The sequence below is a fragment of the Streptococcus sp. 2154 genome, assembly GCF_013277255.1.
Classification (GTDB): Bacteria; Bacillota; Bacilli; order Lactobacillales; family Streptococcaceae; genus Streptococcus; species Streptococcus pseudopneumoniae.
This window is the reverse complement of sequence record NZ_VMMK01000007.1, coordinates 26,152-32,492: the sequence shown is the minus strand read 5'-3', so window position 1 is coordinate 32,492 and position 6,341 is coordinate 26,152. Positions and strand designations below refer to the sequence as shown.

10 protein-coding genes are annotated in these 6,341 nt (G+C 37.3%); 5 read left to right on the top strand and 5 right to left on the bottom strand.

The features are described 5' to 3' along the window. Positions 1-145 precede the first annotated feature (145 nt). Positions 146-412, bottom strand: a complete 267-nt coding sequence (locus tag HT693_RS00510) for a tyrosine-type recombinase/integrase (protein WP_078929922.1) — start codon at positions 410-412, stop codon at positions 146-148. Between the two features lie 281 nt (positions 413-693). Continuing rightward, entirely contained in the window at positions 694-888 is a 195-nt protein-coding gene (locus HT693_RS00505) for a S24 family peptidase (protein ID WP_007284915.1), read from the bottom strand. Positions 889-1,560: 672 nt separating this feature from the next. Here HT693_RS00505 and HT693_RS00500 point away from each other — a divergent pair. The 4 genes from HT693_RS00500 to HT693_RS00485 all read left to right on the top strand — a co-directional run bounded on the left by HT693_RS00500 (position 1,561) and on the right by HT693_RS00485 (position 3,768). Further along, entirely contained in the window at positions 1,561-2,433 is an 873-nt protein-coding gene (locus tag HT693_RS00500) for a DUF4300 family protein (protein WP_000749591.1), read from the top strand. A 12-nt stretch (positions 2,434-2,445) separates the two neighbouring features. Beyond that, on the top strand, positions 2,446-2,622 hold the full coding sequence (locus HT693_RS00495) for a hypothetical protein (RefSeq protein ID WP_000355833.1): 177 nt from the start codon (positions 2,446-2,448) through the stop codon (positions 2,620-2,622). 114 nt (positions 2,623-2,736) lie between these two features. Then, positions 2,737-3,048 carry a hypothetical protein gene (locus HT693_RS00490; RefSeq protein ID WP_000420573.1) on the top strand — a complete coding sequence of 104 codons (312 nt, stop codon included), beginning with the start codon at positions 2,737-2,739 and terminating at the stop codon, positions 3,046-3,048. 3 nt (positions 3,049-3,051) lie between these two features. After that, positions 3,052-3,768: an alpha/beta hydrolase gene (locus HT693_RS00485; RefSeq protein WP_000759787.1), complete on the top strand. Its 717-nt coding sequence runs from the start codon at positions 3,052-3,054 to the stop codon at positions 3,766-3,768. A 129-nt stretch (positions 3,769-3,897) separates the two neighbouring features. Here the strand turns inward: HT693_RS00485 and HT693_RS00480 are convergent, their stop codons facing one another. From HT693_RS00480 to HT693_RS12210, 3 genes are read right to left on the bottom strand one after another with little or no spacing between them, the layout of a single operon-like run. Beyond that, a complete protein-coding gene (locus tag HT693_RS00480) occupies positions 3,898-4,713 on the bottom strand; it encodes a TIGR03943 family protein (RefSeq protein WP_000617832.1) in 816 nt (271 codons plus the stop codon). Then, positions 4,710-5,615: a permease gene (locus HT693_RS00475; RefSeq protein ID WP_000123628.1), complete on the bottom strand. Its 906-nt coding sequence runs from the start codon at positions 5,613-5,615 to the stop codon at positions 4,710-4,712. The genes HT693_RS00480 and HT693_RS00475 overlap by 4 nt, the downstream gene beginning before the upstream one ends. Continuing rightward, entirely contained in the window at positions 5,616-5,747 is a 132-nt protein-coding gene (locus HT693_RS12210) for an SPJ_0845 family protein (RefSeq protein ID WP_000268685.1), read from the bottom strand. It lies immediately after the preceding gene. Between the two features lie 162 nt (positions 5,748-5,909). Here HT693_RS12210 and HT693_RS00470 point away from each other — a divergent pair, with 162 nt between their 5' ends. Continuing rightward, entirely contained in the window at positions 5,910-6,269 is a 360-nt protein-coding gene (locus HT693_RS00470) for a hypothetical protein (RefSeq protein WP_007284914.1), read from the top strand. Positions 6,270-6,341: the final 72 nt, after the last annotated feature.

The following is a 6,341-nucleotide window of genomic DNA, read 5'->3' as shown; positions in this document are numbered from 1 at the left end:
ATCTACAACCTCAAAGCAGCGCTTTGAGCAACCTGCGGCTAGCTTCCTAGTTTGCTCTTTGATTTTCATTGAGTATGAAATAAGATATGCACAAATTGATTAGAAAAGTCAAATGAATTTCTACAAATGTTTTAGCAATCGCAATCTACTTGTCTAGATTCGATCTGATATATTTTCGATTTAATGATATGGTATTTAAAACCTCCAAAGCAGCTTGCTCCATTATTTTACTTACGTGAGTGTAGATGTTATTTATTGTTTTAGCGTCTTTGTGTCCCACTCTAACCATTATAGCTTTTAATGGGATATTCTTCTCAGCTAGTGTACTAAAGAGTGTGTGCCTGAAAATATGGGAACTAAGGGGCTGGTTTATCGGTTTCGCTAGTTTAGTATTTGCCTTTTGAAAAGTGATCTTAAATGCCTTTCTCTAAATTTACATATCACTATTGTTTAACAAAATATAATCTGCTTTAGGTCACTTATTCTTTTTTGAAATGTAGAATGAACTTTTTCAAAGTTTTTCGAATCTTTTAAAATCTGTTTGTTTTATATCGTCATTCTCCCTCTTTTTTAATTCTCCCTATACAGCCTGACAACTTTTCCGATGGTGCGAATACGGTTGCTTTCGTCTAGGCAGATGTCGGGGTATTCGGGATTGAGTTTTTTGAGGTAGCCTTGGCGAAGTTTCTTGACCTAGTTAGCACCGTCTACTTGGAAGATGACGATGGTATTATAGTCAATCTGTGGGGGATTCTTGATAAATAGGTAGTTGCCGTTTCTTATCTTTGGCTCCATGGACTTGCTGACGACATAAGCGATTGCGTCGTAGTCGTCTGGGATTTCATCCTCATAGAATGGAAACTCCATATCTAAATTGTCGTCCTGCATCGAGCGGCTACCTGCAGAGATAAACTACCTAACACGAGAGTAAGTAGTCTGTCTGTAGTCGTCCAGTCTGATGATTTTTGCGATACTTCGTTTATCATCGTTTTTCTTCTCATACAGTTGCCTCTCGGCATAGGTCAGTACCTTTACCTTGTCTGGGTGATGCCCGTTGGTCGTAGATAGATTGGATATCGCTAGGAGAATCCTTTTGAACTGGAGGAAAGAGGACATCAATCAAGCTACTGAATACTTTAACTAAGTCAAATATAGTATTTTTCTTAGTAGACCTAACCCTTTTTTCATAGTTTCCAAGGGTGTTTTTACTTATACCAATCTTGGTACTCAATTCTTATTGAGTCCAACCATTACTAGTCTATATTGTTTTATTTTTCGCATGTAACAATTGCAATCTCTTCTTTATCCACGAATGAAATCGCTTTCTGTTTTTATAAGTAAAGCATAACACGAAATCCACGAAAATGAAAACTTTGTTGTGTTTTCGTAAAAAAATTGTTGACAGAGCACGAAACGCCTATTATAATTAAATCAAGCTTAAGGAAATAACAAAAAAACAAATCGGAGGGAAAGACGATGAGCATATTAAATGAGAAAGTAATCAATATCTGTAAATCAGTAGTTAAAGAAACTTTAATCCAAGACATTTAGGAGAAAAAGATGAAGAAATCAAGAAAATTAGCCATATTAGGAATCTGTTCAGCTTTGTTTTTAGGCTTGGCAGCTTGTCAGCAAGATGCTACAACTTCGAATGGGACGAGTCAAAGGCAAAGTAGTTCAACGAAAGTTCCATGGAAAGCTTCATACACCAACCTAAACAATCAGGTAAGTACAGAAGAGGTCAAATCTCTCTTATCAGCTCACTTGGATCCAAATAGTGTTGATGCCTTTTTTAATCTCGTTAATGATTACAATACCATTGTCGGCTCAACTGGCTTATCAGGAGATTTCACTTCCTTTACTCACACAGAATACGATGTTGAAAAAATCAGTCATCTCTGGAATCAAAAGAAGGGTGATTTTGTTGGAACCAACTGCCGTATCAATAGTTATTGTCTTTTGAAAAATTCAGTCACCATTCCAAAACTTGATAAGAATGATCAATTGCTTTTCCTAGATAACGATGCGATTGATAAGGGGAAGGTCTTTGATTCACAAGATAAGGAAGAGTTTGATATTCTATTTTCTAGAGTTCCAACTGAGGCAACGACGGATGTCAAGGTTCACGCTGAAAAGATGGAAACATTCTTCTCCCAATTTCAATTCAACGACAAAGCTCGAATGCTATCTGTAGTCTTGCACGACAATCTGGATGGTGAGTATCTGTTTGTAGGCCACGTTGGAGTCTTAGTACCGGCTGATGACGGTTTCTTATTTGTAGAGAAATTGACTTTCGAAGAGCCCTACCAAGCGATTAAATTTGCCAGCAAGGAAGATTGTTACAAGTATTTAGGCACCAAGTATGCGGATTATACAGGCGAGGGACTGGCTCAGCCTTTTATCATGGATAATGATAAGTGGGTTAATATCTAGAGGTAATCTAACATGGATATAGTATTAGGCATTTTATGTTTATTCTTGATAGGTATATGGGTGAGTACGATAATTAACAGTCGAAAACCAGGAAAAAATGAAAGATTTATAGGTTATATTCAAAGATACGATATTGATGGGGAAGGCTATCAATCAGAAGTATGGGAAGTGACTGAGGAGGAAGATTAAGAAGTAAAAACAGCGTCTTCTTTTTAGTATTGCACCTATTTCCAGACAGTCCATTTGTAGTTTTATCCAGATTGATATATAATTTAAGGTAGAGAAAATAGGAGGATCAATCAGATGGAATTAAAAGATTTTACAGAAAAAGAACAGGAAATGATTAAGAATGGGCTGACGACGTCTAAGATTAGTGACAAGGAAACTGCTGAGAAGATTCTTGCGCTTGTCCCACAAGACTTGATTAAGCGAATCCCATTTTTCGTCAGAAAACATGCTACGACACGTACGATTAAACGCATTTCAATCGAACACCCTGAGCTTTACGCTGCAGCTCAAACAAGTGGTGAGATTCCAGAAAAAGAACGAGAAGAATTACGTCAGATTATCACAACTATCTTTGAACAAAAGATGAATAAGCATAGTATTAAGTAGAGAATGAAAAAATATTTTATTGGTGGTTTGGGAAGTAATGTCTATCATAGCAAGGATCTTCTTCAAGAACTAGATTCTCAGGTTTATTTTCTAAATCCATATGAAAAACATCTTCGAGATGAAACAGAATTGAAATCATGGTTTAAAAAATCGATAGAAGAGGAAGAATCTATCTGTCTGATAGGCCATTCTCTTGGAGGAGATTTGGCTCGTTATCTCGCATCGGAATTTCAAGAAGTGAAGAAACTGATTCTTTTGGATGGTGGCTATCTAGATTTAGATAAGATTTTACCTTTAGATACAGAGTTAGAGGAAACTAAAAATTATATCAAATCTCAAATTGTTTCGGACTTAGCTCTTCTTATTTCTAAAGAAAAATCTGAAGCAAAGCATTGGTCAGAAAATATGGAGAAAGCCGTAAGGCAGTCCTATCACTGGAATTCTGAGTATAATAGATATGAGTTGGCTATAAATTATGAAAATATAGAAGCGATACTCCGCTTACGGAGAAAAATACAAGCTTTTAAGAGAGAAGTGGGAGATACCTTGTTTATTAGTCCTCGCTATCCTAATGAAGCTACATGGAGAGAGGAAACACTAAAAGAATTACCAGATTATTTTGATACTATTTTTCTAGAAAACGTTGGCCATGAGCTTTATACTCAAGCACCCAAAAAAATCGCTAGTATGATTAATGAGTGGCTCTCTTATTCTCACTGAGTTGCTTGTATGGCTTGAAATGGTATAAGATGAAAATCTACAAGTCACTAATTCTCATATAACAAAAAAAACGAACAGGCTCTTTTCTGTCATTCAGAAGAGAACTTGTTCGTTTTTATCTTGATTTTCTTAAAAAGCTCGATAAACATAGGGATTTTCTGGTTTATCGACTTTTGTAAAGCTGTCGATTTCCAAGGTTGGGAGATTTTGTTTGAGTTCTTTATGGTAGTGATTGAGCAGTTTTCCTTTGGCCGTAATCCAAGTGTTGTTTTCATACTGCCGGGTATTTCCCTTGGTCAGCAATCCATAGACACCAGAATCTGCGATACAGTGGATAATGCCGAATCGGAACAGAAATTGACTATTGGCATGACTGGGGTCGTTATAGACAAAGCCTGTAAACTGGATTGTCTTACCCTCAAACTCATCTGGATAGTCGTAGATAGCCTCCATGACCTCCATATAGTTTTCATTAGTGATCTGAATGCTATCCTGGGACAAGTATTTATCCGCCGCCGTTCGCATTTCCTTTTCATAGGCTGATTTTGAAAAATAAGAACTGGTGTCTGGTTTCAAATATTGGCTTGTCGTCCCTTCACTTGTCTGAATGGCTAGATCCGTTCCTTCCGATAGGGGGAAATGATAACCTTTAGCAGAAACGGTCTGAGAATCCAAGCTAACAGTTGGGAAAGTTAAGCCGATGACAAGTGGAATAGCCAGAAGAGAAATACTCGTCATCTTGGCCAATCGGCTGTTCAGATGACTGTGGGTTTTGATTTGCTTCATCCAGATATACAATTGAACAATTGCCAAGATAAAGGAAAGCACCATGGAGATATAGGCCAGATAGGAATAGTGCATGTTGATGTACTGGTTTAGTTTGCCCGACAGATGGAGGTAAATAGTCAGTTCAAAATAGCCAGCTAAAACTAAAAATCGAATCATAGGATGACTCCAATCAAGAGAGAATAGGCTAAAACGACCAGAGTCACAATCGTAATGAAGTGACTAATAAATCGTGCTTTCAAGTAATTTTTCATCATGAGAATATTTTTGATATCCAGCATTGGGCCAATGACGAGAAAGGCCAGAACTGGAGCCAAACCGAAACTCGAGAGAAGAGAAGCACCTATAAAGGCATCCGCCTCACTACAGAGCGAAAGAAGAAAGGATAAAATCATCAAGAGCAGGATGGCAAAAAGAGGGGTCGCACTGATAGAGGTCAGAATCCGAGTCGGAACGTAGACCTGTATTATAGAAGCAAAGAGGCAGCCAAATACCAAATAACGCCCCGTATCAAAAAATTCATCAATGGCCTGCACAAAGACTTGAAAAACTTTTTTTGCAGAACTCAAGTAAGAAAAATCATGCTCATGACAAGTCAGACGATTTTCTTTCTGAATCGGTTCTTGCCAGAAAAATCCTAGAAAAATTCCTAGTATTACAGCCACAAGAATGGAACCCAGAGCTCGTAATAGGGCGACATGGAAGGAGTTGCCAAAGGCAGAATAGGTCGCAAAAAGAACAATGGGATTGATAACAGGTGCTGTCACAAGAAAGGGAACGGCCGTGTAACTGGGAACCTTTTTTTCCAGAAAACGATTGATAATGGGGACGATTCCACATTCACAAGAAGGGAAAAGTATACCAACGAAGGTGCCAAAAAAGATTCTCCCCCAACGATTTCGAGGGAGAAAATGATAAACCCTGTCAGGTGTGATATAGACCTCAATCAGCCCTGAGACAATGCTTCCTATCAGAACGAAGGGAAGGGCTTCAATGATAATGGAGAGGAAAATGGCTCCAGTTTGAAGTACACTAGATGGGAGTTGTTGAAAAGCAGTCATCTAGTTTTTCTTTTCTGCTTTGGCTTTTTTCTCTTTGTCATCAGGGAAAGTGACTTGTTTCAAATCTGGGAGTTTAGCAAACTCTTCAAACATCTTGTCCAAGTCGTCTCGTTTTGTAAATTTTACAGCCATAGGTGTACCTCGATTCTAAATTCTACCTCTATTATACTATTATTTTGAGGAAAAGGGAAAAGTTAAAATTGAGTATCTAACGAATAATAGAGTTTGATATATCCTGATATACACTATGATTGTGATATAATAGTTGTGGAATAACGGAGGAAATTATGGATCATGAAAAAAATCGGTCAGATTACCGATGAAGTAAAAGAAATTTTTGATATTGTTCTTGAAGCGAGCGACATAAAGGTCAACAAAGACGGTTTGAGAAGTCATATGATAAAAGGCCATCACAATGATGTGATTCATCATATTGAAGACCTGGAACTCATACTAAGGAACCCAGATTTCGTCGGCATCAATCCACGAGAGAAAGACGCCAGTTTTGAATATGTAAAAAGATTTGATAATAATGTTCTTGTTGCGATTAAGTTGCGATTAAGTTACATAAAAGTGGTGATTTCTTTTATGTTCCGACCATGTATCGTTTACAAGATTACAAGTTACAAAGTCGTATTAAGTCTGGTAGATTGAGAAAACATAACATTAAATTGTCTGAAAATTTATTGACAGATTAGAAAAAACATAGTATAATGAAACGTAAGA

Excerpts from the sequence above, each read along its gene's own strand:
- HT693_RS00505 (WP_007284915.1), bottom strand. The coding sequence starts at position 888 with ATGCAGGACGACAATTTAGATATGGAGTTTCCATTCTATGAGGATGAA.
- HT693_RS00500 (WP_000749591.1), top strand. The coding sequence starts at position 1,561 with ATGAAGAAATCAAGAAAATTAGCCATATTAGGAATCTGTTCAGCTTTG.
- HT693_RS00495 (WP_000355833.1), top strand. The coding sequence starts at position 2,446 with ATGGATATAGTATTAGGCATTTTATGTTTATTCTTGATAGGTATATGG.
- HT693_RS00490 (WP_000420573.1), top strand. The coding sequence starts at position 2,737 with ATGGAATTAAAAGATTTTACAGAAAAAGAACAGGAAATGATTAAGAAT.
- HT693_RS00485 (WP_000759787.1), top strand. The coding sequence starts at position 3,052 with ATGAAAAAATATTTTATTGGTGGTTTGGGAAGTAATGTCTATCATAGC.
- HT693_RS00480 (WP_000617832.1), bottom strand. The coding sequence starts at position 4,713 with ATGATTCGATTTTTAGTTTTAGCTGGCTATTTTGAACTGACTATTTAC.
- HT693_RS00475 (WP_000123628.1), bottom strand. The coding sequence starts at position 5,615 with ATGACTGCTTTTCAACAACTCCCATCTAGTGTACTTCAAACTGGAGCC.
- HT693_RS12210 (WP_000268685.1), bottom strand. The coding sequence starts at position 5,747 with ATGGCTGTAAAATTTACAAAACGAGACGACTTGGACAAGATGTTTGAA.
- HT693_RS00470 (WP_007284914.1), top strand. The coding sequence starts at position 5,910 with ATGAAAAAAATCGGTCAGATTACCGATGAAGTAAAAGAAATTTTTGAT.